The 26,545-nt window shown below is 58.1% G+C and carries 30 protein-coding genes and 1 tRNA gene; 15 read left to right on the plus strand and 16 right to left on the minus strand.

Going from position 1 to position 26,545, the window contains the following annotated elements; translation table 11 throughout:
- The first annotated feature begins 207 nt into the window (after positions 1-207).
- Positions 208-783: an RDD family protein gene (locus CHU70_RS03890; protein WP_070545928.1), complete on the plus strand. Its 576-nt coding sequence runs from the start codon at positions 208-210 to the stop codon at positions 781-783.
- 14 nt (positions 784-797) lie between these two features.
- On the opposite strand, the gene CHU70_RS03895 is transcribed toward CHU70_RS03890, so the two are convergent.
- Together CHU70_RS03895 and CHU70_RS03900 are read right to left on the minus strand one after the other, a co-directional pair.
- The gene (locus CHU70_RS03895) at positions 798-1,658 is read right to left on the minus strand and encodes a siderophore-interacting protein (RefSeq protein ID WP_016423293.1); all 861 of its coding nucleotides are present in this window, start codon (positions 1,656-1,658) and stop codon (positions 798-800) included.
- Positions 1,659-1,855: 197 nt separating this feature from the next.
- A tRNA-Arg gene (locus CHU70_RS03900) sits at positions 1,856-1,928 on the minus strand.
- A 275-nt stretch (positions 1,929-2,203) separates the two neighbouring features.
- Between CHU70_RS03900 and CHU70_RS03905 the strand changes: the two genes are divergently transcribed.
- Entirely contained in the window at positions 2,204-2,485 is a 282-nt protein-coding gene (locus CHU70_RS03905; protein WP_016423292.1) for a hypothetical protein, read from the plus strand.
- Complete coding sequence (cobF, locus tag CHU70_RS03910) at positions 2,436-3,284, plus strand: precorrin-6A synthase (deacetylating) (RefSeq protein WP_016423291.1); 849 nt, start codon at positions 2,436-2,438, stop codon at positions 3,282-3,284. The genes CHU70_RS03905 and cobF overlap by 50 nt, the downstream gene beginning before the upstream one ends.
- 30 nt (positions 3,285-3,314) lie before the next feature.
- Here cobF and CHU70_RS03915 read toward each other — a convergent pair whose 3' ends face one another.
- The 3 genes from CHU70_RS03915 to CHU70_RS03925 form a co-directional block, all read right to left on the minus strand.
- Positions 3,315-3,716 carry a hypothetical protein gene (locus CHU70_RS03915; protein WP_042388876.1) on the minus strand — a complete coding sequence of 134 codons (402 nt, stop codon included), beginning with the start codon at positions 3,714-3,716 and terminating at the stop codon, positions 3,315-3,317.
- A 117-nt stretch (positions 3,717-3,833) separates the two neighbouring features.
- Positions 3,834-5,621, minus strand: a complete 1,788-nt coding sequence (locus CHU70_RS03920; protein ID WP_042388874.1) for an acetyl/propionyl/methylcrotonyl-CoA carboxylase subunit alpha — start codon at positions 5,619-5,621, stop codon at positions 3,834-3,836.
- Between the two features lie 420 nt (positions 5,622-6,041).
- Entirely contained in the window at positions 6,042-6,926 is an 885-nt protein-coding gene (locus CHU70_RS03925; RefSeq protein WP_049189714.1) for a sulfurtransferase, read from the minus strand.
- Positions 6,927-7,289: 363 nt separating this feature from the next.
- On the opposite strand from CHU70_RS03925, the gene CHU70_RS03930 reads away from it, so the two are divergent.
- Entirely contained in the window at positions 7,290-8,348 is a 1,059-nt protein-coding gene (locus CHU70_RS03930; protein ID WP_049189713.1) for a Cj0069 family protein, read from the plus strand.
- A gap of 65 nt (positions 8,349-8,413) precedes the next feature.
- On the opposite strand, the gene CHU70_RS03935 is transcribed toward CHU70_RS03930, so the two are convergent.
- Positions 8,414-9,016: a nucleoside triphosphate pyrophosphatase gene (locus CHU70_RS03935; RefSeq protein WP_016423286.1), complete on the minus strand. Its 603-nt coding sequence runs from the start codon at positions 9,014-9,016 to the stop codon at positions 8,414-8,416.
- 159 nt (positions 9,017-9,175) lie between these two features.
- Between CHU70_RS03935 and CHU70_RS03940 the strand changes: the two genes are divergently transcribed.
- Positions 9,176-9,388, plus strand: coding sequence for a helix-turn-helix transcriptional regulator (locus CHU70_RS03940; RefSeq protein WP_048733637.1), 213 nt, complete (start codon positions 9,176-9,178; stop codon positions 9,386-9,388).
- A 2-nt stretch (positions 9,389-9,390) separates the two neighbouring features.
- Positions 9,391-9,933 carry a hypothetical protein gene (locus CHU70_RS03945; protein WP_049193052.1) on the plus strand — a complete coding sequence of 181 codons (543 nt, stop codon included), beginning with the start codon at positions 9,391-9,393 and terminating at the stop codon, positions 9,931-9,933.
- Between the two features lie 136 nt (positions 9,934-10,069).
- Here CHU70_RS03945 and CHU70_RS03950 read toward each other — a convergent pair whose 3' ends face one another.
- From CHU70_RS03950 to CHU70_RS03960, 3 genes are all read right to left on the minus strand, one after another.
- Positions 10,070-10,330 (minus strand): acyl-CoA carboxylase epsilon subunit, encoded by a 261-nt coding sequence (locus CHU70_RS03950; RefSeq protein WP_016423284.1) that lies wholly within the window; start codon positions 10,328-10,330, stop codon positions 10,070-10,072.
- Positions 10,327-11,955, minus strand: a complete 1,629-nt coding sequence (locus CHU70_RS03955) for an acyl-CoA carboxylase subunit beta (RefSeq protein WP_016423283.1) — start codon at positions 11,953-11,955, stop codon at positions 10,327-10,329. The genes CHU70_RS03950 and CHU70_RS03955 overlap by 4 nt, the downstream gene beginning before the upstream one ends.
- Positions 11,956-12,060: 105 nt before the next feature.
- Positions 12,061-13,701 carry an acyl-CoA carboxylase subunit beta gene (locus CHU70_RS03960; RefSeq protein ID WP_070565954.1) on the minus strand — a complete coding sequence of 547 codons (1,641 nt, stop codon included), beginning with the start codon at positions 13,699-13,701 and terminating at the stop codon, positions 12,061-12,063.
- Positions 13,702-13,827: 126 nt separating this feature from the next.
- Here CHU70_RS03960 and CHU70_RS03965 point away from each other — a divergent pair, with 126 nt between their 5' ends.
- The 4 genes from CHU70_RS03965 to purE all read left to right on the plus strand — a co-directional run bounded on the left by CHU70_RS03965 (position 13,828) and on the right by purE (position 17,067).
- Positions 13,828-14,685 (plus strand): biotin--[acetyl-CoA-carboxylase] ligase, encoded by an 858-nt coding sequence (locus tag CHU70_RS03965; protein ID WP_088611639.1) that lies wholly within the window; start codon positions 13,828-13,830, stop codon positions 14,683-14,685.
- 6 nt (positions 14,686-14,691) lie between these two features.
- The gene (locus tag CHU70_RS03970; RefSeq protein ID WP_147718949.1) at positions 14,692-15,153 is read left to right on the plus strand and encodes a PH domain-containing protein; all 462 of its coding nucleotides are present in this window, start codon (positions 14,692-14,694) and stop codon (positions 15,151-15,153) included.
- 30 nt (positions 15,154-15,183) lie between these two features.
- Positions 15,184-16,473, plus strand: coding sequence for a 5-(carboxyamino)imidazole ribonucleotide synthase (locus CHU70_RS03975; RefSeq protein ID WP_147718948.1), 1,290 nt, complete (start codon positions 15,184-15,186; stop codon positions 16,471-16,473).
- 117 nt (positions 16,474-16,590) lie between these two features.
- A complete protein-coding gene (purE, locus tag CHU70_RS03980) occupies positions 16,591-17,067 on the plus strand; it encodes a 5-(carboxyamino)imidazole ribonucleotide mutase (protein WP_049171375.1) in 477 nt (158 codons plus the stop codon).
- Positions 17,068-17,087: 20 nt separating this feature from the next.
- Here the strand turns inward: purE and CHU70_RS03985 are convergent, their stop codons facing one another.
- The 7 genes from CHU70_RS03985 to rpmB all read right to left on the minus strand — a co-directional run bounded on the left by CHU70_RS03985 (position 17,088) and on the right by rpmB (position 21,605).
- A complete protein-coding gene (locus CHU70_RS03985; RefSeq protein ID WP_049171310.1) occupies positions 17,088-18,698 on the minus strand; it encodes an FMN-binding glutamate synthase family protein in 1,611 nt (536 codons plus the stop codon).
- 53 nt (positions 18,699-18,751) lie between these two features.
- Positions 18,752-19,477 (minus strand): TIGR03089 family protein, encoded by a 726-nt coding sequence (locus CHU70_RS03990; RefSeq protein WP_147718947.1) that lies wholly within the window; start codon positions 19,475-19,477, stop codon positions 18,752-18,754.
- A 47-nt stretch (positions 19,478-19,524) separates the two neighbouring features.
- Positions 19,525-20,460, minus strand: coding sequence for an AEC family transporter (locus CHU70_RS03995; protein ID WP_147718946.1), 936 nt, complete (start codon positions 20,458-20,460; stop codon positions 19,525-19,527).
- A gap of 165 nt (positions 20,461-20,625) precedes the next feature.
- Positions 20,626-20,877: a 30S ribosomal protein S18 gene (gene rpsR / locus CHU70_RS04000; RefSeq protein WP_005511410.1), complete on the minus strand. Its 252-nt coding sequence runs from the start codon at positions 20,875-20,877 to the stop codon at positions 20,626-20,628.
- Positions 20,878-20,891: 14 nt separating this feature from the next.
- A complete protein-coding gene (gene rpsN / locus CHU70_RS04005; protein WP_005511414.1) occupies positions 20,892-21,197 on the minus strand; it encodes a 30S ribosomal protein S14 in 306 nt (101 codons plus the stop codon).
- Between the two features lie 3 nt (positions 21,198-21,200).
- Positions 21,201-21,365 carry a 50S ribosomal protein L33 gene (rpmG, locus tag CHU70_RS04010; RefSeq protein WP_005511413.1) on the minus strand — a complete coding sequence of 55 codons (165 nt, stop codon included), beginning with the start codon at positions 21,363-21,365 and terminating at the stop codon, positions 21,201-21,203.
- 3 nt (positions 21,366-21,368) lie between these two features.
- Positions 21,369-21,605 carry a 50S ribosomal protein L28 gene (gene rpmB, locus CHU70_RS04015; RefSeq protein ID WP_016423274.1) on the minus strand — a complete coding sequence of 79 codons (237 nt, stop codon included), beginning with the start codon at positions 21,603-21,605 and terminating at the stop codon, positions 21,369-21,371.
- A gap of 456 nt (positions 21,606-22,061) precedes the next feature.
- Here rpmB and CHU70_RS04020 point away from each other — a divergent pair, with 456 nt between their 5' ends.
- From CHU70_RS04020 to CHU70_RS04040, 5 genes are all read left to right on the plus strand, one after another.
- Entirely contained in the window at positions 22,062-22,328 is a 267-nt protein-coding gene (locus CHU70_RS04020; RefSeq protein ID WP_005511390.1) for a type B 50S ribosomal protein L31, read from the plus strand.
- A gap of 21 nt (positions 22,329-22,349) precedes the next feature.
- Positions 22,350-22,523, plus strand: coding sequence for a 50S ribosomal protein L32 (gene rpmF, locus CHU70_RS04025; protein WP_005511439.1), 174 nt, complete (start codon positions 22,350-22,352; stop codon positions 22,521-22,523).
- A gap of 242 nt (positions 22,524-22,765) precedes the next feature.
- Positions 22,766-23,458, plus strand: a complete 693-nt coding sequence (locus tag CHU70_RS04030; protein WP_005511429.1) for a response regulator transcription factor — start codon at positions 22,766-22,768, stop codon at positions 23,456-23,458.
- The gene (locus tag CHU70_RS04035) at positions 23,458-25,014 is read left to right on the plus strand and encodes a HAMP domain-containing sensor histidine kinase (RefSeq protein WP_016423272.1); all 1,557 of its coding nucleotides are present in this window, start codon (positions 23,458-23,460) and stop codon (positions 25,012-25,014) included. The genes CHU70_RS04030 and CHU70_RS04035 overlap by 1 nt, the downstream gene beginning before the upstream one ends.
- 158 nt (positions 25,015-25,172) lie before the next feature.
- Entirely contained in the window at positions 25,173-26,492 is a 1,320-nt protein-coding gene (locus CHU70_RS04040; RefSeq protein WP_016423271.1) for a S1C family serine protease, read from the plus strand.
- Positions 26,493-26,545 lie beyond the last annotated feature (53 nt).

Consider the following 26,545-nt stretch of genomic DNA (forward strand, 5'->3'; position numbering starts at 1 on the left):
ACCACTGGGGGTGCCAGCTATAGGGGAACTTGCCAAGTTATTGGCAAGGTAGTTGCTGACACCCAATAGATAGGTTGATTCAACCGGCAACTATACAGTCAACTTTTCGATTTGCATACTGGATGCTTCTAATCGTGGCAGAACGGGTGCGGTAGGGAAAGGCAATTCGTCTGTGAAGTCATAAGTGGTTTTGATAGCGTGTGTCCCATGTATCGGCGCACCCCGAATCGATTCCCCGTAAAGAGTAATGCGGATTTGTTCGCTCGGCGCAGTGGCGCGTGGATACTGGATTCGTTCCTTGTAGGAATCTTTGTTGCCATCATTATGGCACTTGGCAAACTTGCGTGGGAAGCAGCCATGGCGAACTGGGCGCTGCCGAGTCCGCCAGAGTTCAGGATTTTGTATGGTGTCATATTCCCAGCTGTCTTTTTCTTTGTGCGCGTGGTTGCAGAGGCTCGCGGTGAACAGACGTTTGGTAAAAGCGCATTTTTGCTACACGTTGTTCCAGCGCGGAAAGCAGACTCTGGGGCAACTCCGTTCGAAGTCGCTCAGCCAGAGGGAACATCGGAGCTCGAATCAGGAGACGATTCTTGGCACAGAGGTTGGCGGGCAGCGGTACGTAATTGTTACCTATTGTCGCTGATTTTCTTGCCTACGGGTTTTGAGCCAAACGTTGAACTGTTTTTTGGTGTCCTGATGATTTGGGTTGCTGTTTGCCGCTGGCACCCATTCGACTGGTTGGCAGGAAAACGCGTCGTTGTTGAAAGGCGTAGCGAGCGCTAACGTTCGAGCAAGCGTCAGGCCCTGGCTCTTTCCTCCTCGGCCTCAACCTCAGCGTTGAATTCTCGTTTAGAAGACTGCCACTGGTCTTCGGTCATACCGATACGCCAGTAGCCAGAAATGGAAACGTCTTTCTTCGGGATCTCAGATTCGACGAAGAGGAAGCGGCGCAATTCCTTGATCATCTCGGCGACACCGTGGATGAACCAGCTAGTTTTCTTACCTTCTGGAATGCCCGCCTCGCGCACTGCGCGGGATAGCTCTGTGCCGTGGGTTGCGCCGTTGCGGAGGACCCAATGGACTTCCACACCCTCTCGGGTTGGGAGCTCAAACTTCCGATCTTCGGACTCGATTTCGATGTATGCGGTTGCGGTCGTGCCTGCTGGGAGGTGCTTCAGTCCGGCGCTGATAGCTGGCGCTGCGGACTCGTCTCCGGCGAGTACAAAGTGTTCATATTCTGCTGCAGGTCCCCATGCGCCTCCTGGCCCTAAGAAGCCACGCTTGTCTCCGATTTCGGCTACGCGTGCCCACGGTCCAGCCAGGCCGGAATCGCCGTGGGTGACGAAGTCGACGTCAAAGTCGCCGGTTTCGGAGTCCACATTAATCAGAGTGTATGTGCGGGTGATTGGCAGTTTGTCTCGCGGCTGTTCGGCGCGAATTTTCGCAATATCGAACGGCCAGGAGTAATCAGCGTCCTCTGGCACAAACAATAATTTGATGTAATGGTCGGTAAACTCCAGCTCCTTGCCCACAAATGCAGGCGAGTTCATGCTCAAACGAACAAGGTCTGGGGAAATCTGGCGACGTCCAGTAACTGTTGCCTCGTGTGCCTTACGGGGCTTACGCTTCGGTGCTGCTGCTTTAGCTAGGCCAGCCATAGTTGTCACTGTCCTTCAACAAGTCTTGGGCTGTTTTGTACTGGCGGAAGTCTACACGCCACGTGATTAGGTAAGCCTAACACAAGTGTTTCTGGAAATTGCTGGGTGATGCGTTCTCAGGAGGGGGCGTAGTGGCCGGTCGTGAGAAAAACAAAGAACCCTCGCGCCCTATATGTAAAAGGTCACGAGGGTATTTGTGCCCCAGAGAGGAATCGAACCTCCGACACCGGCTTTAGGAGAGCCGTGCTCTATCCACTGAGCTACTAGGGCAATCATCTTCCGGGTAAAACAGCCGTGAAAACACATTCTCGGCGGCCGGAAAATTACTTCATCACTTTAACGCATCTGCGAGCTCTAGTGGCAATTGGGTCCTCGACCTGACACGCAAACATGCAGGAAGCTCGCTATTACCCCCATGTGCTTTTGTGCTCGGCGGTGCCGCCCGGAATCTGGCTAACATGGTTTATAACGAGCGACTTTCTTGCGCTTGCGGTCGCAACAGCGCTACTTATTTTCCGGTCGCTGTTTTGGAGGAGGATGACAATATGATTAAGCCAACTTTCACGGATGTCAACGGTGTCAAGATTAAGTGCTCCATGACCACGGACTCGGACAAGCCGCACCTTTTGGTTTCGCGCATGGAAGATGATGGCTCTTTGACTCCGATTCTGGAGATGAACGTGTACGACTCCAAGTACATGGCCAACGCTTGCGAGATTTACTTGAAGCAGGCCGCTTCGGCTAACCTCCAGGGTTCGATGGCTGGCCTGTCTCCAGATGAGATGGCTGAACAGTTCGGTTACGAGGGAGATCCGACCAATCACTAGTCGAAACGACGCCGCCCGCACTCAGGCCGAGAGCCCTGTATACAGCGGATATGTCGATGTAGACGTCATCGGAATCGGCGCCGGTAGTCCGAGCCACATTACGCTCGAGGCTATCGGCGCTCTTGCTGATGTCGACGTAGTTTTTGCTCTCGACAAGGGTGATGCCAAAGCGGACTTGTTGGCTGCGCGACAGGCGATCGTCGATAAGCATGCGCCGCATGTCGAACTCGTTACCGTTCCCGACCCGCCACGTGACCGCACGCCCGATAACTACGGCGCAGTCGTCCGTGACTGGCATCAGCGCCGTGCAGAGCTGCTTGCCGACGCCTTCGTCGCTCACCTCGGACGAGAGGGCAAGCGCCGCGGTGCGTTCTTGGTCTGGGGTGACCCCTCCTTGTATGACTCAACATTGCGGATTTTGCAGCGCGTCCGCGACCTTGGGCTGGACGTGCGCTCGCGAGTTATCCCCAGTGTGACGGCGATTTCCGCGCTGACCGCAGCGCATGGAGAGTGCCTGAACCAGATTGGTAAGCCGGTATTGATTACCACTGGTCGGCGCCTGGGGGAGCGTGCGCCTGGCATGGATGCGGTGGTGATGCTCGATGGCGGTGCAGCCTGGCTCGAGCACGCGGACCCGGAGGAAGAGATTCTCTGGGGTGCATTCCTGGGAACGGAGCTGGAGACGCTCCGCCGTGGTCGCGTTGGCGACGTCGGCGAAGAGATTGCGGAGCTGAAAAAGAAGCTCCGTGCGGAGCACGGTTGGATTATGGATATCTACCTGCTGCGTTCCGGCGCCTAGGACTGAGCAGTCGCAGCGGTGCCAGTTCGGCTAGCTGACTTTCTTGCCCAAGAAGCCCTCTGCCCATCGGTGGAGGGCTTTTTCGGCGGCTTCGACGCCGTCGGCGACGGTTACCTTGGTGAGGACCTGATCGTCGTTAGGCAACACGCGTGCGGGATCGCCTGCGGGACGGACGGTGATGCTGACGTGGTCGGCATTGATGACCTCGACGGTTGCTAGTGCGAGCATCTCGACGTTCGTCTGCTCAGCAACCGCAAAGCGGTAGGCGGTGTCGTTTTCCCACTCGGTGGTGGAGTTCCGAAGGAACTCGGCGACGGAGTCAGGGGCCAATTCTGTGAGTAATTGGGTTGCGACCGGGGCGTCATCGACGCGGGAATCGTGGCGCAGCGGACGGCAGTAGAAGCGGCCGGCATTTACTTCCATGGGTTCCATACCGTCCACTCTAGACGTCCTGAACAGTGTTTAAGGGCGCCGGGGGAGGGGCTGAAAAGAATCAAGCGGGGCTGGCTGCGAATCCCATCGCAACCAGCCCCGCTTAGAGCTTTAGAACTACTTCAGTTCCATCAGGACATCGCCCTTGCCGACACCTGAGCCAGCCTCGGTAGCCAGACCCGTGACAACGCCGTCCTTGTGAGCCTTGACTGGGTTTTCCATCTTCATGGCCTCAAGGACAACCACGGTGTCACCCTCGGAGACTTCCTGGCCCTCTTCGACGTTGACCTTGATGACGGTGCCCTGCATCGGAGCAACCACAGCGTCACCGGAAGCGGCCTTCTTGGAACCGCCAGCGCGCTTCTTCTTGCTCTTCTTCTTGGCACCAGCGTTGCCGCCGCCCAGAGCCAGGTCGCCCGGCAGGGCTACCTCGACGCGGCGACCGTCGATCTCGACGACAACCTTCTGAGCCGGAACGGTGTCGGTGTCAGCGTCGGAGTCACCGTCGTACGGAGCAATCGGGTTGTCCCATTCCTCTTCAATCCACTTGGTGTAGACGTCAAACTTCTCGCCATCGCCGACAAACGCCGGGTTCTCCACAATGTGGCGGTGGAACGGAATGACCGTTGCCAGGCCCTCAACCTGGTACTCGGACAGAGCACGAGCGGAGCGGCGTAGGGCCTCTTCGCGGGTCTCGCCCCAAACAATCAGCTTGGCCAGCATGGAGTCGAACTGGCCGCCGATGACGTCGCCCTCCTTGATGCCGGTGTCCATGCGGACACCCGGGCCGGACGGTTCGACGTACTTGGTGATGGTGCCCGGAGCCGGCATGAAGTTGCTGCCGGCGTCCTCGCCGTTGATGCGGAACTCGAAAGCGTGACCGCGCATCTCCGGGTCTTCCTTGATGGACAGTTCCTTGCCTTCAGCAATGCGGAACTGCTCGCGGACCAGATCGAGGCCGGTAATTTCCTCGGTGACCGGGTGCTCCACCTGTAGACGAGTGTTGACCTCGAGGAAGTTAATCAGACCGTCAGCGCCAACCAGGTACTCAACGGTGCCCGCACCGTAGTAGCCAGCCTCGCGGCAGATGTCCTTAGCGGACTGGCGCAGGCGCTCATCCTGCTCTGGGGTCAGGAACGGAGCGGGTGCTTCCTCGACGAGCTTCTGGAAACGACGCTGTAGCGAGCAGTCACGGGTGGAGGCGACAACGACGTTGCCGTGCTTATCAGCGAGAACCTGGCACTCGACGTGGCGTGCCTTGTCCAGGTAGCGCTCTACGAAGCACTCACCGCGACCGAAGGCCGCAACGGCCTCACGGGTAGCGGACTCGTAGAGGTCGGCGACCTCTTCCATCTTGTGTGCGACCTTCATGCCGCGGCCACCGCCACCGAAAGCGGCCTTAATGGCGATTGGCAGACCGTGCTCCTTAGCGAACGCGACGACCTCGTCTGCATCCTTAACTGGCTCCTTGGTGCCTGGAGCCATTGGAGCGTCAGCCTTCAGCGCGATGTGACGAGCGGTGACCTTGTCGCCCAGGGCGCGGATGGACTCTGGTGACGGGCCAATCCAGATCAGGCCAGCGTTCTCAACAGCCTCAGCGAAGTCGCCGTTCTCCGACAGGAAGCCGTATCCCGGGTGGATGGCATTAGCGCCGGACTTCTTTGCGGCGTCCAGAATCTTGTCGAAGACTAGGTATGACTCAGCGGAAGTGGTGCCACCGAGAGCAAAAGCCTCATCCGCCATGGTCACGAAAGGAGCGTCCGCATCCGGCTCAGCGTAAACGGCGACGGAAGGAATGCCTGCGTCCTTCGCAGCGCGAATAACGCGAACGGCAATCTCGCCACGGTTGGCGACGAGAACCTTCGTGATTTTTTCAGTGGTCTGCTCGGACACGAAATCCTCCATTTTTCGTGGGCACCCCGAGAATTGGCCCTCGGGGCAAGGTTGCGACAGTCATTTGTAGGAATCACAAGCAGCACTGCAGTTAACTGAGCGGTGAACCGCAATGCGGTTAACCACGCGGTAGCTAACAGCGTGTGACCCAATGTCTCCATTGTGTCACAGGTGCGGTAAGCAACCTCTTTTTGCTCGCTACATAAGGGGGTAGGGATTGTGGTCTTGAGCAGCGTTCAAGTGGTCATGGGGGCAGCTGAAGTGGCTATTTTCCGCCCAAAAACCTAGGTTTGTGGTTAAAATTATCACCCAAGAGTGCAAGAGCCGCCCCCTTGATTGGGGGCGGCAGGGGGAAACTAAATCTCCGGTGTAGCGTCAGCCGCTGACGCTGGAAAAACGGTGGGGGAAGCGCCCACCGGTTGCGTCGATCGCCTACAGGCTTCCCGGCTCCGAACCGTGGGCAATGGGCATGCCAATCATATTGCCCCACTCAACCCACGAGCCGTCGTAATTGCGAACATTCTCGTGGCCGAGCAGGTGGTGCAGTACAAACCAGGTGTGCGCGGAGCGCTCGCCGATGCGGCAGTAGACAATCGCCTCATCTTCAAATTGGACGTGCGCGTAAATCTGCTCGAGCTCTTCGCGATCGCGGAAACGCGAGTTCGGGTGAACGGACTGATTCCATGGAATGTTTACCGCGGTTGGAATATGGCCACCACGCAGGACACCTTCTTGCGGGTAATCGACCATGTGGGTTCGCGCACCGGCATACTCCTCCGGAGTGCGTACGTCGATAATCGGAGCCTTTCCAATGAGCTCACGTGTGTCGCTGAAGTAGGCGCGCAGTGTCTTGTCGTCGCGCTCGACGACAGGGTAGTCAGTGCGTGGGTAATTGGGGACCTCGAAGCTCGTGTCTCGTTCTTCAGTCATCCAGGCATCGCGGCCACCGTTAAGCAGGCGCACGTCGGGATGCCCAAAAAGCTCGAAAACCCAGAGTGTGTAGGCGGCCCACCAGTTGGACTTGTCGCCGTAGATTACGACGGTGTCATCGCGCGAGATGCCCTTCTCACGCATAAGCTCGGCAAAGCCTTCGGCGTCGATATAGTCGCGGCGCACAGGATCGTTGAGGTCGTGATGCCAGTCGATGCGAACCGCGCCCGGAATATGTCCAATGTCGTAGAGCAGTGAGTCCTCGTCGGATTCAACAACGCGCAGACCGGGAGAGCCCAGTCGGGCAGCAAGCCAGGAGCTAGAGACGAGGCGCTCAGGGTGGGCGTACTGCTGGAACTGGGGGTGCGGGTCGTGCGGAACAGCCATCGGATACTCCCTTGGCGCAAGTTGGGTGGGTGGGACTTTCTGACGTTTATCGTCAATTGCATATCTAGTTTACGGGTCGCGTGGCGAACGGCGGAATAGTCCCCAGTGTGAGCGCTTTCCGACGGCAACAATTGCGTCCGCGGCCACCCTGGGATACGCCTCACAGTTGGGGGTAAAAGCAGTGTTTTCAGCGCGCTTGGAGTCCAGGTAGTGCCCTAAAATTTAGCTGAGAGTTAGCGCAAAAACTGTGTTGATTCGTATCACTGGAAAATGGGCTGAAATGGGCTATCTGCCTGGGTATTCGCTGCGTTACGGAGACAATTGAGTGCCGGAAGTCCATGTATTTTCTTAAAAGGAGTGCCTGTGCACAAGAACATTGTTGTATTCGAGATCGAGGGCGGCTCGGACAAGTACTTCGACGGACACCGCAAGGACACCATGCCAATCGTCAACGCTATCCGCGAAGCCGGTTGGTCCGCTGAGGTCGTCTACTACCGACCGGAGTGGAAGGACGACCTGTACGACTACGTCTCCCAGAACTTCGACGGCTACATCTCCCGCGTAAACCCGGGCAACATCCCGGGTGGTGAGAGGGGCTACTTCGAGCTTCTGACCAGTCTCTCGGTCGCTGGTTTGGTTGGTATGTCCACCCCGGGCGAAATGATGGCCTACGGCGCAAAGGACGCACTGGTTAAGCTCAAGGACACCGACCTGGTTCCGTCTGACACCGCTGCATACTACGACGTCGAGGCATTCCACAGCACTTTCCCGACCTCCCTGTCCTACGGCGAGCGCGTCCTCAAGCAGAACCGTGGCTCCACCGGATCTGGCATTTGGCGCGTGCGTATCGCTGACGAAGAGGTTGCTAAGAACGTTGAGCCGGGCACCCCGCTGCCGCTGAACACCAAGCTGAAGTGCACCGAGGCCGTGGACAACCACACCGAGACTCGCGAGCTCGGCGAGTTCATGGATTTCTGCGACCAGTACATCATCGGCGATAACGGCATGCTCGTGGACATGCGCTTCATGCCGCGCATCACCGAAGGCGAAATTCGCATTCTGCTGGTCGGTCCGCACCCGGTCTTCGTGGTTCACAAGAAGCCGGCCGAGGGCGGCGACGCTTTCTCCGCAACCTTGTTCTCTGGCGCGAAGTACACCTACAACAAGCCGGAAGAGTGGCAGGACCTCATCGACATGTTTGCTGAGGCTCGCCCGGTCATTGCCGAGAACCTCGGTGGCGACAATATCCCGCTAATCTGGACCGCTGATTTCATGCTGGCAGACGGCGAGGACGGCGAGGACACTTACGTTCTCGGCGAGATCAACTGCTCCTGTGTCGGCTTCACCTCCGAGCTGGATATGGGTATTCAGGAGCTTGTTGCTCAGGAGGCCATCAAGCGCGTTGAGGCTGCTAACAAGTAGTCTCAACAGCTAAGAAAACCGCACCAATTTGGTGCGGTTTTTGCTTTACGACGTCCTTGCGATGCCTACCGATTCCAGAACTGGGAGACCGAATAGCCGTAGCGATACAGAGCTCGGCGCACGACAGGTAGCGACAGTCCGATCACACTGGATGAGTCGCCATTGATGCCATCGACAAACCAGCCGCCTAGAGCCTCCAAAGTAAACGCGCCAGCGCACTTCAGCGGCTCGCCCGTCGCAGCGTAGGCACGGATGTCCTCTTCTGGGACTTCAGCGAAATCGAGGGAAGTAATCGCCACCTCAAGGTGCTCGCCCTTTGGTGTCACGACACAGTGACCAGTAATCAGCTCAGCCGTCCGGCCACTCTGTTGATGCCAGCGCTCAATGGTCTTTTCTTCCGTGTGGGGCTTGCCCTGCAACTGCCCGTCGAGAAGCAGCATTGAATCCCCGCCAATGACAATGTCATTGGGGTAGGCCGGAGAGGCAGCGTGTGCCTTGGCCTGTGCGAGTTCCTCGACGATGCGTACCGGCGATGCGTCCGGAAGGGCTGTGATTACGGCATCCTCGTCGACGTTGGGCGCTACTGTGATGGGCTCGATGCCTGCAGAGCGCAGAATGTGCAGTCGCGAAGGGGAAGTGGAAGCCAAGACGATTCGGGGGCTGCTCATAGTTAGTGATTTTAGTGAGGGCGGAATCGTAAAGCCTAATTTTTGTGGCAAACATGCGTGGGGTTGGCCCGATTGTAAGAACAGGCAGATTTTTTTAGATGGCAGCTGCCTTCTAGTGATGTAAAGTAAAGTGGACATCAAGTTAAAGAAAGTACACAGATGAGTGGGGAAGAACGTTCGAACCAGGTCAGGAGATACCGACGCTGGTTGGAGCTGAGCCAAGCGGATTTAGCCGCGAAGGTGGAGGTCTCGCGGCAAACCATTGCAAATATCGAGCGGGGAAATTACTCGCCTTCGGTGTATTTGGCGTTGCGTATCTGCAAGGTACTGGGAAAAACAGTCGAAGAAATTTTTGGTGAGGAAGGATACTGACAATGTCCTATGCGGATGTCGTAATTGAACGCAACAGCGCCACGGTGGACGATGAGTATCAGCAGATGTTGCTGCATAAGTCCTACACGTACGGGTTCACAATGATGATGTGGGCTAATTACGTGCTTGCAACGGTACTGATTTGGCTCATTCCAGAGCCAAAGATGGTGGGCGTGACAGTGGCAATCATCTTGATGCCGCTGGTTGGACTCCTGTTTTCGCAGCGGTGGTTGCGACGTCAAGTGCCAATGCCGAAGATTAATGGTCTTACAAAAGGCGAGATTGCAGCACTCGTAGCCGTCATTGGGCTGTGGCTGATTGGTTTTATCAGAGTGCAAATGCTCTCTGAGGCAAGCGCTGGTGGGGCACTATCGGAATCGTGGGGATTCATTGCCGGCGCTGTGGTGGGTGCTGCCATCGGTCTGGCGTTTGTGTATTTCCTGTTCAAGGTGGTGTGGCCGGTAGCTCGCAACCGTGATCAGCGTCGGCTGGACCGGGAGCTCGATGACGAGTTTGATGGCGAGTCGCTGGGTGAACAGCGCTAGTAATAAGCAGTGGTCAAGGCTAAGGCAGTAACAAAAACCAAAGCGCCACCATCGGAAAACCCGATGGTGGCGCTTTGTGCTAGCGAATCGACGCAGCTAGCGTGCGGTAACGACTACGCGGTAAGCGGTAGCTGTACTAGTAGAAATGGACGTTGCGGAACGTGCCCGGTACGTGCTGGTGCGGCTGGTGGAAACCCTCTTCCAGCCGACCCCAGTTGTTACGCGGGCCGCGGTCCTCTGGGGCGCCGCCGGCTGCTGCCATACCTGCGAACAAAAGCGCGAGCGTGGCGGTTTCAGCGTCTGACGGGTTGCCTTTGAGGACGGACATGAACGGTGCAGCCGGGGCTGTAGCGGCGTCCTTGTCTTCGGTTGCTGGGGTGTTTTTGGAATCGGTCACAGCGGAATGTTCCCATGCTTCTTGGCGGGTACGTTAACAACCTTGCGATCCAGTAGACGCAGACCCTCGATGATCTGGCCGCGGGTCTCGCTCGGCGGGATAACGGCGTCGATGAAGCCGCGCTCAGCAGCCATGTACGGGTTGACCAGGGTGGCCTCGTACTCTGCCTCGTACTCCTTCTGCAGTGCGACGACGTCCTTGCCCTCGGCTGCAGCAGCCTTGAGCTCCTTGCGGTAGATGAAGCCGACAGCGCCGGAAGCACCCATGACCGCAATCTGAGCGGTCGGCCATGCCAGGTTGATGTCAGCGCCCATGTCCTTGGAGCCCATCACACAGTAAGCTCCGCCGTAGGCCTTACGGGTGATGACGGTAATCTTCGGGACGGTGGCCTCAGCATATGCGTACAGCAGCTTGGCGCCACGGCGGATGATGCCGTCGAACTCTTGGTTGGTGCCCGGCAGGAAGCCTGGAACGTCAACCAGCATGATGATCGGAATGTTGAAGGCGTCACAGGTGCGGACGAAGCGAGCCGCCTTCTCGGATGCCTTGATGTCGAGGCAGCCAGCGAACTGAATCGGCTGGTTGGCGACGAAACCGACCGAGCGACCTTCCACGCGACCGAAGCCGATGACCACGTTCTGTGCGTAGTCCTCCTGAATTTCCAGGAAGTCCTCGTCGTCGACCAGACGGGTGATGACGTCCTTGATGTCGTACGGCTGGTTTGGGGAGTCCGGAATCAGCGTGTCGAGCTCGAGGTCAGTCTCAGTGATGTTGTCAGCGATGGAGCCCTCGAACGGCTCAGCCTCCATGCGAGGAGCCTCAGCGCGGTTGTTGGACGGCAGGTAGCTGACCAATTCCTGAACGAAAGTCAGAGCGTCTTCGTCATCAGCGGCGGTGTAGTGCGAAGTACCGGAGGTGCTCATGTGAGTACCAGCGCCACCCAGCTCTTCCTGTGTGACCTCTTCGCCAGTGACGGTCTTAATAACGTCCGGGCCGGTGATGAACATCTTGGAAGTGCCATCGACCATGACAATGAAGTCGGTCAGAGCCGGGGAGTAGACGTGGCCACCAGCGCAGGCGCCCATGATCAGGGAAATCTGTGGGATAACACCAGAAGCCTGGGTGTTTCGGAAGAAGATCTGGGAGTAGAGGCCGAGGGAAACAACGCCCTCTTGGATGCGGGCACCAGCACCCTCGTTGATGCCGATAATTGGGACACCGGTCTTGATGGCCAAATCCATGATCTTGACAATCTTTTCACCGTAGACTTCACCGAGCGCGCCACCGAAGATGGCGCCGTCCTGCGAGAAGACACAGACCTGGCGGCCATCGATGGTGCCGTAGCCTGTCACAACACCGTCAGTGACAGGGCGCTTGGCATCGAGGCCGAAGTTCTTGGAGCGGTGACGTGCGAGAGCGTCAACCTCCACGAACGAGCCCTCGTCCAAGAGGAACTCGATGCGCTCACGAGCGGTCATCTTGCCCTTGTCGTGGACGCGGTCAATGCTGGCCTGGCCCATTGGAGCCTGGGTCTCTGCGAGACGGGCTCGCAGATCGGCCAGCTTTCCAGCAGTAGTGGTCAAATCCGGGGTTTCACCGGTTGATGTATTTGCGGCAGTCGTCATACCAACTAGTTTACGTTTCGAAAACGGGGGGAGGTAGTTGGGGGCAATCGCTGTTAACAAAAGTAGGGGTAATGACTAGCTCGTTGTACAGCAAAAAGCCTGCTCTTACAGTGGAATATTGCCGTGCTTGCGCGCAGGCCACGGTACTTTCTTTGAAGTTAGAAGGCGCAGATTTTTTATCACCCGAGTTCGTGTCTCGGAGGGGAGGATGACTTCATCAATTAACCCCCGTTCGGCGGCGCGATAAGGCGTGAGCATGTGTTGCTCGTATCCCATTTCCAGTTCAGCAATGAGTTCTTTCACACTCTCGGGAGTGCCAAATCTATCGGCCGCTGGATCTGCTGCGAGAGCTGCTTCGGTGGCGGTTCGAATCTCGGCACGATGGAGGAAGCGTACTGCGCCAGAGGCGCCCATCACGGCGATCTGTGCCGTCGGCCAAGCCAGATTTACATCCGCGCCGAGCCCCTTTGATCCCATCACGCAATACGCGCCGCCATAGGCCTTGCGCATGGTGACGGTGATTTTAGGAACGGTTGCTTCTGCATACGCATAGAGCAATTTAGCGCCACGGCGCAGAATTCCCTGGTGTTCTTGATTTGAACCGGGGAGAAAGCCGGGTACGTCTACGAGAAAGACGAGTGGAATGTTGAAACAATCGCAGGTTCGGACGAATCGCGCGGCCTTCTCCGCTGCATCGATATCTAGGCAGCCCGCGAATTCCATGGGCTGATTAGCGACAAACCCAACAGATTGACCATTGAGACGGCCAAGGCCAATCACGACATTGGCTGCCCGGTTTTCCTGGATTTCCAGGAACTCCGCATCGTCGCAAAGCGCGTAGATGACTTCATGCACGTCGTACGGCGTGGATGGGCTGTCGGGAATGAGACTGTCGAGGGTGCGATCGGTGTCGGTGATTTCGTCACTGGCATCGGAATCCCAGCTGGGCGCGGGGGAGGTTGTGTTGTTGGGGAGGTAGTCGAGCAAATCGCAGACCCAGTCGAGTCCATCCTGCTCGCTAGTGGCGGTGTAGTGGGAGTTTCCGGCGATCTCCATATGGGTGTCGGCGCCGCCGAGCTCGTGCTGGCTGATTTTTTCGCCTGTGACTGTTTCGATTACGTCAGGGCCGGTGACGAACATACGGGAGTTTTCCTCCACCATGACAACGAAGTCCGTCAGTGCTGGAGAGTAGGCATTTCCGCCCGCGCAGGCGCCAAAAATGACTGAAATCTGCGGAATGACGCCGCTGGCGCGAACGTTGTGGTGGAACGTCTGGGCAATAAAGTCCAGTGAGACTGCGCCATCTTGGATGCGGGCGCCGGCACCTTCGTACATGCCAATAAGGGGTCGGCCGGTAGTGATGGCAAGCTCCTGAATCTTGACCATCTTTTCGCCGTAGACCTCTCCGAGTGCACCACCGAAGATTGTGCCGTCCTGAGAGAAGATGCAGACCTCACGGCCGTCTATGGTTCCCCAGCCGGTGATAATTCCGTCGGTCACGGGGCGTTTGGCTTCCATTCCAAATGCGGTAGTGCGGTGGCGGGCTAGTGCATCGAATTCGACAAAAGACCCTTCGTCCAGCAGGTAGTCAATGCGCTCGCGGGCATTCATGCGCTCAGTCAGTTTGAGCTTGTCGTAGCCTCGCGACCCCATCGGAGTCAGTGCAGCAGTGCGTCGGCGTAAAAGGTCTTCATTGAGAAAAGCGGTGGTGTGTTGCTCCGCCGCCAAACGTGAGGAAATAGTCATGTTATGGAATGTAGTGTTTGGGAAGGAAAATAGTAAAGCAGGCGAGCTGTGATGATTCTCACGCTGTCGAGCTCTTGAGAAAGGTCACGACTCAGTGAATCCGGCCATGGCGCTAGACTGCTGTGCATGACCGACCCCAGAATTGTTGCTTCCCGCAAGCCTCTTGACGCCACGCGTGTGCGCGCAGCCGCGCCGGGCTGGAGTTCCATTGAGGTTGTCGAAACCACTGGTTCGACCAATGCCGATCTTCGGCAACAGGCGGCACTGGGGCAGGCGGCAGATCTCAGTGCGCTTATCGCCTCGGAACAGACCGCAGGTCGCGGTCGGCTGAGCCGTAGTTGGACGGCCCCGAAGGGTGCGTCCATTGCACTCAGCGCGCTGCTGCGCGCGGAAGGGCTCGCACCCGAGCAACTGGGGCTGTTGCCGTTAGTCGCGGGCCTCGCAGTTGTCGATGCTGTCGTGGAAGTTGCGGGTCTTGCACCTGAACGCGTTTCCCTGAAGTGGCCGAATGATGTCCTGGTTGACGGTCGTAAGCTCTGCGGAATTCTGGTGGAGGCTGCTTCGCTGACACCGCCAATTCTCATTCCGGGAATCGGCATCAACGTTTCCCTGCAGGAAGATGAGTTGCCTGTGCCACACGCCATTTCGCTATACCTGGCGGGAGCGGAGAACCTCGACCGCGACGACATCTCCGCTGGTGTGCTGCGTGCGCTGGGACGTCGTCAAGCGCAGTGGCGAAAGGGCGATGCTGAGCTGCTGCGGGACTACGAGGCGGTGTGCGCGACCATCGGTTCGAACGTGCGCGTGGAGTTGCCGGGGGACCGCGTGCTGGTGGGTAAGGCGGTTGGCGTGCGTGCCGACGGCGAATTGATCGTCACCGACGAAGCTGGCACAAGTCACTTTGTTGCGGCCGGTGACGTGTTCCATGTTCGCGCCACTGACGGCGGCTATGCGTCCCCGCAGGCTGATTCGGAGCGGGGGTAGTGCTGTATGGCCTTTCCCGATGATGAGTTGGACACGCGCGAGGCAATTCTGCTGGACACCAATCCAACTTTTGGTCGGCTGGTGTGGCCGCTCTTGGAACTCATGGTTATCACGGGCGTCTGCTGGTTGCTGATTGGTTTTATCGACGGCCCTGCGATTGCTCCGGGAGATCTGCAAGGTGTGCGTCAGCTGCTGCTCTTCGCGTGGCTGGGGCTTATTCTCTGGCGCGTCGTTCGTCCGGCACTAAGTTGGCTGGGGGAGCGGTTCGTACTGACTGATAGGCGAATTATTCTGCGCCGTGGCATTCTGCGCCCGCAGGTGGTCTCGATTGATCTGCGTTCGGTGCGTGCTGTCAATCGCAAGGGCGGCGTGCTGTATCTGCACACCCGCAGTTTCGGCCCGCCGCTGGCTGTGGAAGATATTCCCAGCTCCCGCAAGGTGGCTAAGTTGGTCTCCCGGTTGACTTAGAATTTTGGGTCATAACCTACAATCAGGGGTGTGATTGCTTCGGATACCCCTGAAAACCCCACTAATTCCACTTCTGATTCCGCTGCAGCGCTAACCGCTGCGCAGCACCCCGCGCATGCTGATGGCGTGCCGGTTGTAGCGGTGATTGGTGACGGTCAGCTGGCTCGTATGATGCAGACTGAGGCCATTGAGCTGGGACAGTCCATCCGTTTGCTCGCCGGTTCGCCGGATGCTTCCGCGGCGCAGGTGTGTGCGGACGTTATCATCGGCGACTACCACGTCTGGGAAGATGTTGAACGCGCTGTCGCCGGTGCGCAGGCCGTGACTTTCGACCATGAGCACGTTCCCACCGAATTCCTCAACAAGCTGACCGAGATGGGCTACTCCGTTCAGCCGCAGCCGTCGGCGCTGCTGTACGCGCAGGACAAGCTACTGATGCGCCAGCGCCTGGAGGAACTGGGCGCTCCGGTACCTGCCTACGCTGCAATTGAGTCCGCCGAGGATGCCGAAGCATTCTTCGACCGCGTTGACGGTGCCGTCTGCCTGAAGGCCCGACGTGGCGGTTACGACGGTCACGGCGTGTGGTTCCCGAAGGACCGCGAGGATCTGCGCGCGCTTGTCGACGAACTGTTGGGCAAGGACGTGCCGCTGATGGCCGAGCGGAAGGTCGCGCTGGTTCGTGAGTTGTCAGCCATGTGTGCGCGCACACCGTCGGGTGAGGTCAATGCCTGGCCGGTCCTCGAGTCTGTGCAGCGTGACGGCATCTGTGTTGAGGCAATCTGCCCGGCACCAGGGCTTTCCGACGAGCTTGCGAGCGCGGCCGAAAAGCTCAGTGTGGCTATCGCTTCCGAGCTGGGAGTAACCGGCGCGCTGGCAGTTGAGCTGTTCGAAACCGTCGATGCTGACGGCAATCCGGAGATTTACGTCAACGAGTTGGCTATGCGCCCACACAACACTGGGCACTGGTCGCAGGACGGCTGCGAGACCAGCCAGTTTGAGCAGCACCTGCGTGCAGTTGCTGACATGCCACTGGGTTCCACTCGCCCGACTGCGCCGGTGACGGTAATGGTCAATACGCTCGGTGGCGATGAGGCCTCGGACGTGCCGATCTCGCACCGCTTTGCTGAGGTATGGCGTCGTTTCCCATCAGCGAAGATTCACTGGTACGGGAAGGATTGGCGCCCTGGACGTAAGCTGGGGCACGTCAACCTGTGCGGCTACGACGCAAGCCCGGAAGGCATCGCGGAGACCCGGCGGGTTGCCAACCTCGCTGCTGGCTACATCGTCGATGGCGTGTGGGCAGACGGCTACACCGCATAGGTGGCTGGCGCTGTATAAGAATTAGATTGCTATCTCAAGGAGACAACATTGGCTGAAGCAAACCAGGTGGCAAGCCCGAAGTTGGCCAACGTAACCGGTCCGCTGGTCGGTCTGATTATGGGGTCGGACTCGGATTGGCCGACCATGGAGCCCGCAGCGGAGGTCTTGGCTGAGTTCGGAATTCCCTTTGAGGTAGGTGTGGTCTCTGCACACCGCACTCCGGAACGCATGATTGACTACGCAAAGTCCGCCGCTGACAAGGGGCTGCGCTGCATTATCGCTGGCGCCGGTGGTGCAGCACACCTGCCGGGCATGGTTGCGTCGGCCACTCCGCTGCCGGTTATCGGCGTGCCACGCGCGTTGGAGAACCTGGAGGGTGTCGATTCCCTGCTGTCAATCGTTCAGATGCCGGGCGGCGTTCCGGTGGCAACCGTCGGTGTGGGCGGCGCTAAGAACGCTGGCCTGCTGGCTGTGCGTATTCTCTCGGCCGGTTACCCGGAGCTCATTGTGGCGATGGAGAACTACCAGGCCAACATGCGCGATCAGGTCCTGGAAAAGGACGAGCGTCTGCGCAAGAAGCTGATGGGTGAGTAGGGCGCGCAACCAGCCCCGAACTACCCGCGCATATGAACTGCGGGGTAGTGGAACGTGTCCGGGTCGGCAGTCTCCCAGGCTTCGGCCCAGTTGTGGAAGCGAGTTCCGCTCAGCAGCTCGCCTGGCTGCAGCCAGTTGTAGAGCTCCGCGTAGGTCTCACCGACCTGCTCATTGGTGCGCCGCAGCAGGTGGGACGGCCCCAGCTCAGAGAAGCTATTCAGGCCCATCGATGCCAACAGGCTAGCTGCTTCCGCGACCGTGGCATTGTGATAGTTGGCCACACGCTGACCCTTGTCGTCGACATCCAGGGCCTTCCACAGGCTCGGATCCTGGGTAGCCACACCCACCGGGCAGGTGTTTGTATGACATAGCTGAGATTGGATACAGCCGGTGGCCATCATCATGCCGCGAGCCGAGTTCACAAAGTCAGCACCGATGCACATGCGCTTCACAATATCGAAGCCAGTAATGACCTTGCCGGACGCACCGAGCTTAATGCGATCGCGCAGACCGGCACCTACGAGCGCGTTATGGACGAGAATCAGGCCGTCGGTAAGCGGCAGGCCAACGCGGTCGGAGTATTCCAGCGGTGCAGCACCGGTGCCGCCTTCAGCGCCGTCGACGATGATGAAGTCCGGGGTGATGTTCTCTTCCAGCATGGCCTTGCACACGGCGAGGAACTCAAGCTGGGAGCCAACACACAGCTTGAAACCGACCGGCTTGCCACCGTTGAGCTCACGCATGGTGCCCATAAACCGAACAAGTTCACGCGGGGTGGAGTAGACGCGGTGGTACGGAGGGCTCATCACGCCCTTGCCAACTGGTACGTGGCGAGTAGCCGCAATCTCTTCGTTGACCTTGTGACCTGGCAGCATGCCGCCGAGTCCAGGTTTTGCGCCCTGGCTAACCTTCAGATAGGTTGCCTTGACCTGCGGAATCTTAGCCTTTTCGCGGAAGAGCTCCGGGTCGAAGTCGCCATCCTCAGTACGTGCACCGAAGTATCCGGACCCCAGCTGCCAATAGAGGTCTGCGCCATACTTCAAGTGGTAAGGGCTGATAGCGCCCTCGCCGGTGTCCTGTACGAAGTTGCCCAGCTTCGCGCCCTTATTCATTGCCATGACAGCGTTAGGGGACAGAGAGCCGAAACTCATGGCTGAGATGTTGAAGATAGACGCTGAGTACGGCTGGGCGCAGTCCGGACCGCCAATATCTACGCGCGGATCCTCGATGACGTGCTGGCTCGGCGCCATCGAGTGGCGGACGTACTCGTAGCCGGGCGCATTAATCTTTCGCTCAGTACCGAATGACTTCTTCGAGGACAGCCCCTTCGCACGCTCGTAGACCACGGTACGAGTATCGCGGTCGAACGGAGCGCCGTCGAAGTTGCGCTCGATGAAATACTGCTGCATCTCAGGGCGAATGGTCTCACCCATGTAGCGCAGATGGCCGATGACCGGGAAGTTCCGCAAGATGGAGTGCTTCCTCTGAAGCATGTCATAGATAGCCACAACATCCAGGAAGAGGATGAAGGCCATCAGAATCCACCACCATGGGCTCAAATCCCATACAGCCAGTGCACCCAAGACGTTGATGAGGGCGAGAATCGCAAGAATATATGGTCGGGTAATCACGGTTTCCAGGTTATCGCGACTACTTAGAGCGCTTCTCGACGGGACAGCTGCGACTAAATCACACGGGCTTTTTCGGCCGTAGAAATAGCAGTGACACGCTCGCTATCGCCACCGCGCACGACGACGGCAGCACCTCCACGAACCCAAGCCGACAGCACATTACGTGCCCATTTATCTGCGGTGACCTGTGAAGAATCAGGCACCAGCCAGCCGTCGGAAACAACGCGGGAACCGGGCGTGATCTGCATCTCGTCCGCATAATCGCCAGCAGATGAAAGCAGTTCTGCAGCCGCCTTCTCCCCAATAACGGGGGTTTGGTCGGAGTCCGGGCCTGCGCCTAGATATGCGTCGGGGTGGAAACGAACTTCCGGACCGAAGTCAATGACTCCCGGTGGAATATCAACACCGCATTCCACGACACCGCGGCCAAAGGGATCGTCGGTAAGCACTGCGATATAGGCGTCCGGAAACTTCTCCTCCCACGTGCTGACATTGGCGACCGTGGTGAAAACGACCAGAGGCTCCTCGTCGCTAACTGTGACACCAGCGCGTTCGCAGCCGAGGATGATGCAGGCGGACTGCCAGATCAACGGCAAGTCAATCCATGCTTGGTCTCCGGCGACGAGGTCGAACTCATCGTGCAGCATGTTGGCGATCTTGCTGGCCCAGTTGTCCAGGGTTTGGGCCGATAAATCGGTACGACCGCCGGTAGTTTCGTCATAACAGGTCAAACGAGGCACGGACGGGTCGGCCTCGAGAAGTGTCTTCAGAATCTCCACGCCTCCAAGGGTAACGAGATTCTCTCCAGGCCGTCGGGAAGAGTCCCCTAACTCAACAGCAGGGTGAACAACAGGACCGTCGGCAAGCAGGCGATTGTTGTAATCACGCCGCAGTCGCGCGCCTGCTCAAGGTTCCGGCCGAAGCGGGAGGCGAAGGTGTAGACGTTTTGGGCTGTCGGCAGGCCGGCGATAATCACAGCTGCCAGCAGCGCATGCCCGCTGAGACCGAAGACGAAATGGCCGAACAGTAGAGCGAGCGCGGGGTGGAGGAAAAGCTTCAGCGTAGACGCCACCACGACAGCGCGACGAGGGGAGCGGCCGGCTTCCATAAAAGGCATGCCATGCAGGCTGATACCGAAGGCCAGAAGTGCCATTGGCACCGCGGCCTGCCCCAATAGCCCCACTGGATGCGCTACGAACTGAGGTACGTCGATAGCAAACGCATTAATCGCAAGCCCCGCCACCGCCGCCAGAAAAATAGGGTTCTTCAGCGGTGCCATGATGACATTGCGCGGTCGGAAATGACCGCGGTTAGTGAGGATTTCCAGCACGGTCATGGAAGCGGGCGCATAGAAGGCAATCTGAAAGATAAGGGCAGGGACGACGGCGGTAGCGTCGTGAAGCACTGCGACAGCGATCGGCACGCCGAGATTAGCGACGTTGTTGTAACTCGACGACATCGCGCCGACCACTGCATCGGCGCCGCGCTGTTTGAACATGGGCGCCACAAAAATCCGGTAGAACGCCGCCGTGCCAAGCGCCGACAGTGCCGCGACACCAAACGCCGAACCGAAGACGCTCGCCGAATCCGCCGTTGCGAGAGTGTGCGCGAGCATGCACGGCATCGCGATCCAGAACACGACCATGTTCAGGGTAAAAGATGCCCGCTTATCGACGATCTCACTGCGCCCAAACAACCAGCCAACAATGATCAGTACTGCGACGGAACCAAAGCCGGTGAATATTTCGGTGAGAGCGGGCATAAGTGCATATTTTAGACAATAAAAAACGGACCCAATCCAATCCCCTCGGTGGGGAAGGACTGAGTCCGTTTTACGCTGTTATCGCATGTATCGTCATGCGGCCAGCGCGTAAATAAGGCCTTTCGGCGGGTGTTCGAATGATCGGCTCCCGCCGACCAGCCATCTTTAGCGGCTGGTGAACGGCAGGAGTGCCATCTCGCGGGCGTTCTTCACAGCGGTAGCGACCTGGCGCTGCTGCTGCGGAGTCAGACCGGTGACGCGGCGGGAACGAATCTTGCCACGGTCAGAGATGAACTGGCGGAGCAGGTTAATGTCCTTGTAATCAACCTTCTCAACGCCTGCGGCCTTGAGCGGGTTCTTCTTCGGGCGGCGGGACTGCTCCATCCGCGCCTTCTTGTTAGAGTGATTGCGCTTCATTGGTGCTCCTCGACTTACCAGCTGGACTTACGGACGCCCGGGAGTTCGCCACGGTGGGCCATCTCACGAACGCGGACACGGGACAGACCGAACTTGCGGAGGTAGCCGCGCGGGCGACCATCTGCAGCGTCACGGTTGCGGACGCGAATCGGGGACGCGTCACGCGGCTGACGGTTCAGCTCGTACTGTGCGTCCATGCGCTCTTCGTCAGTGGAGTGCGGGGACTTGATGATGCGCTTCAGTTCAGCGCGACGTTCTGCATAACGAGCGACGATTTCCTTGCGCTGCTCGTTCTTGGCAATCTTGGACTTCTTAGCCATGAATTAGCGCTCCTCGCGGAATTCGACGTGCTTGCGGACAACCGGATCGTACTTCTTAATGGTGATACGGTCCGGGGTATTGCGCTTGTTCTTACGGGTCACGTAGGTGTAACCGGTGCCCGCAGTGGACTTCAGCTTGATGATTGGACGAATGTCATTACGTGCCATTTTTTAGATCTTCTCCCCACGTGCACGAATCTGAGCAACAACAGCCTCGATACCGTACTTGTCGATGGTCTTCAGACCCTTCGGGGACACATTCAGAGTGATGTGACGCCCCTCAGAGGCGAGGTAGAACTTCTTACGCTGCACGTTGGGGTTCCAACGGCGCGACGTGCGCCGGTGGGAGTGGGACACGGTCTTGCCGAAAGACGGCTTGCGTCCCGTAACCTGGCAAATCGCCGACATAGGGATTCCTTTGCTTCCTTGCCGCCCAATGCCGACATCACTGGTGCGCCACGCCGGATTATTGAATAACCGAGGAATCCACCTGGCCTTTTCCGGGGCGCTGCCCACTGACACTCGACGCTGAGCGCGTAAACGAATAACTAGACAACAGCGAGAGAACAGTTTACACACGAGTTGCGGGATAACCTAATCGCTGTTCCACTGTGGTTTTCTCGGTGCGACTCTCGAGTGTCGTCATAGAGTTCGTGCTTGTCGACGGGCGTTAGTGCAGGGCCCTTTTTTAATTTTCGGGCTCGAGCCTGTAATATTCCATCGAGTGTCACATGCCGGTTTATAGAAATATTGGCCCGGTGCGTGTCATTGTAAGTCGTGTTCGTACCCAACTCAGGCACGATTCTCTCACTCTTAGCTGGGGGAAAGCGACCTGAAGTTCAATCCTGAGGGAAACGAGAATTAATGAAGAAGGACATCCATCCTGATTACCACCCGGTGGTTTTCAAGGACGCAGGCACGGGTCACTCTTTCCTTACCCGTTCCACCGCCACCTCCGACCGCACTGTCGAGTGGGAAGACGGTAACGAGTACCCGCTGATCGTCGTTGACGTCACCAGCGAGTCGCACCCGTTCTGGACCGGTGCTCAGCGTGTCATGGACACCGCTGGTCGCGTCGAGAAGTTCCAGCGCCGTTACGGTAACCGCATTCGCCGCGCGAAGAAGAACTAAGAATAGGAGGGGAATAAGAAAATGGCAGTACCAAAGCGTCGCATGTCGCGTGCTAACACCCGCGCTCGCCGTTCCCAGTGGAAGAGCAACAACGTCGCTCTCCAGGAAGTCAAGGTAAACGGCCGCGTCTACAACGTTCCTCGTCGCATCGCCAAGGCTGTTCAGCTCGGCCTGGTTGACGTCGAGAAGTTCTAACGCGCATCTTTTAGGATGCTGACAACGTTCCTCGCTGAACCGCGAAGCGCTTCGCGCGCCCAGAGTGCGTTCAGTGCGTAAGGAACAGTTGATAAAGAGCTTTTTAAACCTCACCCCATCGCTTGTACTCGGCGATGGGGTGAGGTTTTTCAGTTCTATGGCCAGGTTTTATGGGAGCACTCTCACGAAGAATCTGTGTCACATTTACACTCACCTTATATTTTCAAGGCACAATGGGCAGTATGAAGATTTTGGTAGTTGATGACGATCAAGCGGTACGCGAAGCGTTGCGGCGATCGTTGACTTTTAATGGCTACACGGTCGAGCTCGCCGAGGATGGCGCAGAGGCCTTGGAAAAGATTGCCAAGGATCGTCCGGATTTGGCTATTTTGGATGTCATGATGCCGAAGCTGGACGGCCTGGATGTTTGCCGTCGGCTGCGCAGCGAAGGCGATGATCTGCCGGTCATGATGTTGACTGCACGTGATTCGGTCTCCGAACGCGTAGCTGGTCTTGATGCCGGCGCAGATGACTACCTGCCCAAGCCGTTCGCATTGGAAGAGCTGCTCGCTCGTGTCCGTTCGCTACTTCGTCGTTCTGCTTTGGAAGTGCCTGCGATGGAGGATGCCGCAACTCTGCAGTTTGAGGATCTCTCCCTGGACCCGGAAACTCGTGAGGTCTTCCGCGGTGAACGCCGCATTAGCCTCACTCGTACAGAATTTGCGCTGCTGGAATTGCTGATGAGCAACCCGCGGCGTGTACTCTCCCGTACCGCCATCTTGGAGGATGTCTGGGGCTATGACTTCCCGACGTCCGGCAATGCGCTGGAGGTCTACATTGGCTACCTGCGGCGCAAGACGGAGGCAGAGGGAGAGCCGCGTCTGATTCACACCGTTCGTGGTGTCGGTTATGTGATGCGGGAGACCGCACCGTGATGTTGCGCCGTCGTCGTTCGACCGGCGGTGGCGTGCAATCAAATCAGCGTTCTGCCACGGAGGCCAATCCGGGGCAAGGTACCGTCGGTAAGCAAGAGAAGTCCGCGAATACTGAGACGATGGCAGGGGAATCGCTTCCCGGCCTGCCGCGGAGCTCGCGTATCCCTTCGCTGCGTTGGCGGCTGACTATTCTGACAGCGCTCATTGTGGCGATGTCGGTGGGGCTGATGACGCTGGCTGCTTTTTTTACTGTGCAGGCAGCGCTATACCGCGAGGTGGACAGTAACCTCCGTAACCAGGCGGAAAAGCTGCTGATGTCACCGTACGCTTCGGAGTTTGCCATTGGCCCCTCCTTTGAAGCGGACTCGAACAGGATTCTGAACCCCGATCTGGACGCGGTGTACTTTGCCCACGGCAGTGTGGCGGGCAAAGGCGGTGGCTCAATCTCTATTGGTGGCCCCGAACTTGCGGTGTTGCGGGGGAATCGACAGGAATCGATTCGCACCGATGAGTACAACGGCCGTCGTGTATACGCCGTCCGCTCCGAAGACGGTGCGACGCTGATCCTTTCTCAGGATCTGAGCTCGACGCAGTCGGTCTTGAAAGCGCTCAGTGCAGTGCTGCTGAGTATCTCTGCTATCGGAATCCTCTTCGCAATCGGATCAGGTATTACGGTGGCAACAACGGGTCTGCGCCCGGTCACTCGGCTGCGCATTGCTGCGGAGCGAGTGACGGAAACCGACGAGCTGCGCCCAATCCCTGTGGAGGGCGATGATGAGCTTGCGCGCTTTACCCGCAGCTTCAATGAGATGTTGGCTGCACTTCAAGCGTCGCGCATTAAGCAGGCGGAGCTGGTTGCAGATGCTGGTCATGAGTTGAAGACTCCGCTGACGTCGTTACGCACAAATATTGAACTGCTGATGATGGCCTCCCGTTCGGGAGCGGCAATCTCGGATGAGGATCGCGCGGATCTGGAAGCTGACGTCATCGCACAGCTGGAAGAGTTGTCGACGTTGGTCGGTGACTTGGTTGATCTGGCACGCGAAGATGGCCCGCAACAGGTTATTGAGCATGTCGATGTCGACGAAATCATTTCCACGTCGCTGGCGCGTGTTGAGCGTCGTCGTCCGGATATTACCTTCGATGTGCAGACAGCTCCGTGGTATGTCTACGGGGATTCGGCGGGTCTTGGTCGCGCAGTTTTGAACTTGATGGACAATGCTGCAAAGTGGTCGCCAGAAAATGGCACCGTGCGGGTTCGTCTGACGCCGCTCAGCGAGGTTGTTGCTGAATTCACGGTGGCGGACTCGGGGCCAGGTATCCCGAAGGAAGATCGAGACAAGGTCTTCGAGCGTTTCTACCGTTCCATTCAGTCGCGGTCGATGCCTGGATCCGGCCTGGGCTTGGCCATTGTGAAGTCGGTCATCGTCCGCCACGGGGGTACGATTACTGCCGATGAGTCCGATGATGGCGGTGCCTTGATGCGAGTAACGCTGCCGGGCAGTCCGCACAGCGGAAAAGGTGACGACTCCGATTCAGCTCAAGAGCCTAGCTAGAAACGCATAACCCCACGTCAAAGCTGATGTAATCCCCGCTGCGCGCGGCCTTTTAAGGAAGCGTGTGGCGGGGATTCGGTGTTTCATTCGGGGAATTATCGGCGAGACCGCAGACTGCTCTCAGCCAATTGTTAGACAGACAGTGCAAGGTATTACGTATGAGCAACTCTTTCAACGATTCCTCGCGGGGAGATGAGCGGGGACACTACTCCTCGCAATCTCACAACTTCAGCGAGAACCGTGCCATGGGGGATGCTGGTGAGACAAACCAGTTTTCTGTCAATGAGCGCGGCTGGGAGAATTCCCACTACAACACCATCCCGTCTCAGCCGAACGGCGCTTACGGAGGCGGTTCAGAGTGGGACGTTGCGGCCAATCAGCAGAAGACCAAGGGTGCCCAGGGGGCTAAGGGCATGGGGGCGCTGGCAGTCGCTGCCCTGATGCTGTGCTCGGCCGGTATCGGTGGCGGTGTCGGCGCATGGGTAGTTCACAACTCGCAGTCGTCGGCCCCCGCGGATAACGCGCTGGATAAGCCTGCGGAAACCCGTCAGGTAGCAGCAGCTGAGGGGTCCGTGGAGAAGGTCGCGCAGAAGGTCCTTCCCAGTGTCGTGTCCATCACCACTGCCTCGGAGCGGGGCACGGCGTCGGGGTCAGGTTCCATTCTGTCGTCCGACGGTCTGGTGCTGACGAATAATCACGTCGTCGCAGGCGCGGGTCCGGACGCACATATGGAAGTCCTGCTTTCCGACGGCACCACGCACCCGGCAACTCTGGTTGCAGGGGATGCGGCTACGGATATTGCCGTTATTCGAATTGAAGGTGTTAACGGGCTGCGCCCAATCTCGCTGGGCAACTCCTCGCAGGTTCAGGTTGGCCAGGAAGTGGTGGCCGTTGGTTCGCCACTGGGACTGACCTCCACTGTTACGCAGGGCATTGTCTCCGCTAAGAACCGTCCGGTGACCGCCGCTGGTGAAGACGGTCAGTCCTCGGTCATTGATGCAATCCAGACCGATGCGGCGATTAATCCGGGTAACTCCGGCGGAGCGCTAGTGGACATGGAAGGCAACCTCATCGGTGTGCCCAGCGTGATTGCCTCTAACAGTGAGGCATCGGAACAGGCGGGCAGCATTGGCCTTGGTTTCGCAATTCCGGTTAATCAGGCTCGTCGCATAGCGGAAGACCTGATCGATTCCGGCAAGGCGCGGATGCCTGTCATTGGTGCCCAGATCGATTCGCGTCCGATTGCACGTGGTGCACTGGTGCGAGAAGTAACGCCAGGTGGCCCAGCTGATAAGGCGGGTCTGAAAGATGGTGACCTGATTACCAAGGTTGATGACCGCACACTTGACAACGGCGTTGCACTAATTGCGGCTATTCGGTCGCATCGGATCGGGGATTCTGTCACACTTACAGTTACAGATGAGCGAGGCGGCAACGAGCGAACGGTCGATGTCACCTTGGCAGAAGCCCAGGATTGATAGGCAGCGTGGTGGAGTGAGTACCTCACCATCTGTAGAAGAGTTTTCGAGTG

This window comes from Corynebacterium sp. LK10, from assembly GCF_008042455.1.
GTDB lineage: Bacteria > Actinomycetota > Actinomycetes > Mycobacteriales > Mycobacteriaceae > Corynebacterium > Corynebacterium jeikeium_D.